Source organism: Sutterella massiliensis, assembly GCF_016899755.1.
Taxonomy (GTDB): Bacteria; Pseudomonadota; Gammaproteobacteria; order Burkholderiales; family Burkholderiaceae_F; genus Sutterella; species Sutterella massiliensis.
The window spans coordinates 1-2,168 of sequence record NZ_JACJJC010000041.1; the positions used below are offsets into that span (position 1 = coordinate 1).

At 54.5% G+C, this 2,168-nt stretch carries 1 rRNA gene; it reads right to left on the reverse strand.

Annotation, left to right across the window (positions count from 1 at the left end):
- Window positions 1–2,168: ribosomal RNA gene (locus H6A60_RS11000) — 23S ribosomal RNA — on the reverse strand; the annotation flags it as partial.

Sequence of the window (2,168 nt, forward strand, 5' to 3'; positions counted from 1 at the left end):
AGCCTCCAGGAAGACTTATCTTCAGGCAAGTTTCCCGCTTAGATGCTTTCAGCGGTTATCTCTTCCCCACATAGCTACCCGGCGATGCCGCTGGCGCGACAACCGGTACACCAGAGGTGAGTCCACTCCGGTCCTCTCGTACTAGGAGCAGCCCCCGTCAATCTTCCAGCGCCCACGGCAGATAGGGACAAAACTGTCTCACGACGTTTTAAACCCAGCTCACGTACCTCTTTAAATGGCGAACAGCCATACCCTTGGGACCGGCTACAGCCCCAGGATGAGATGAGCCGACATCGAGGTGCCAAACACCGCCGTCGATATGAACTCTTGGGCGGTATCAGCCTGTTATCCCCAGAGTACCTTTTATCCGTTGAGCGATGGCCCTTCCATTCAGAGCCACCGGATCACTATGACCTACTTTCGTATCTGCTCGACTTGTCGGTCTCGCAGTCAAGCACGCTTTTGCCATTGCACTATCAGCACGATTTCCGACCGTACCTAGCGTACCTTCGCACTCCTCCGTTACCCTTTAGGAGGAGACCGCCCCAGTCAAACTGCCTACCATGCACGGTCCCCGACCCGGTTCACGGGCCTAGGTTAGAACCTCAAACAAATCAGGGCGGTATTTCAAGGATGGCTCCACCGGTACTGGCGTCCCGGTTTCTCTGCCTCCCGCCTATCCTACACAGATCGGTTCAAAGTCCAATGCAAAGCTGCAGTAAAGGTTCATGGGGTCTTTCCGTCTAGCCGCGGGGAGATTGCATCATCACAAACACTTCAACTTCACTGAGTCTCAGGAGGAGACAGTGTGGCCATCGTTATGCCATTCGTGCAGGTCGGAACTTGCCCGACAAGGAATTTCGCTACCTTAGGACCGTTATAGTTACGGCCGCCGTTTACTGGGACTTCGATCAAGGGCTTGCACCCCATCAATTAATCTTCCAGCACCGGGCAGGCATCACACCCTATACGTCGACTTTCATCTTTGCAGAGTGCTGTGTTTTTAGTAAACAGTCGCAGCCACCGATTCTCTGAGACCTCTTCACGCTCCGGGTGTTTCTCCCTTCACGCTACAAAGGCACACCTTATCCCGAAGTTACGGTGTCAATTTGCCGAGTTCCTTCTCCTGAGTTCTCTCAAGCGCCTGAGCATATTCAGCTCGCCCACCAGTGTCGGTTTGCGGTACGGTCCCGCCAAGCTGACGCTTAGAGGCTTTTCCTGGAAGCACATCCGGTCACTTCAAGCCATACGGCTCTCGATCCTTCGCCTCGGAGATTCGTCGACGGATTTGCCTGTCGACCTCCTACGCTCGTAAACCGGGATTTCCAACACCCGGATGACCTTCAATGCTCCGTCCCCCCTTCGCACTTGGCGGCGGTGCAGGAATATTAACCTGCTTCCCATCGGCTACGCTTCTCAGCCTCGCCTTAGGGGCCGACTCACCCTGCTCCGATGAACGTAGAGCAGGAAACCTTGGGCTTGCGGCGAGCGGGCTTTTCACCCGCTTTAACGTTACTCATGTCAGCATTCGCACTTCCGATACCTCCAGCGGCCCTCGCGGGTCCGCCTTCGCAGGCTTACGGAACGCTCCCCTACCACTCGCATTGCTGCGAATCCGCGGCTTCGGTTATCGACTTAGCCCCGTTACATCTTCCGCGCAGAAAGACTCGATCAGTGAGCTATTACGCTTTCTTTGAAGGATGGCTGCTTCTAAGCCAACTTCCTGACTGTCTTAGCCTTTCCACTTCGTTTTCCACTTAGCCGATATTTGGGACCTTAGCCGGCGGTCTGGGTTGTTTCCCTTTTGAGTCCGGACGTTAGCACCCGGTGCTCTGTCTCCCGTGCTCAAACTTCCAAGTATTCGGAGTTTGCCATGGTTTGGTAAGACGCCATGTCCCCCTAGCCATAACAGTGCTCTACCCCCTGGAGTCATACACGAGGCACTACCTCAATAGTTTTCGGGGAGAACCAGCTATCTCCAGATTTGTTTAGCCTTTCACCCCTATCCACAGTTCATCCGCTAATTTTGCAACACTAGTCGGTTCGGTCCTCCAGTGTGTGTTACCACACCTTCAACCTGACCATGGATAGATCATCTGGTTTCGGGTCTACGCCCAACGACTCTTGTCGCCCTGTTCGGACTCGCTTTCGCTGCGCCTCCCCTATTC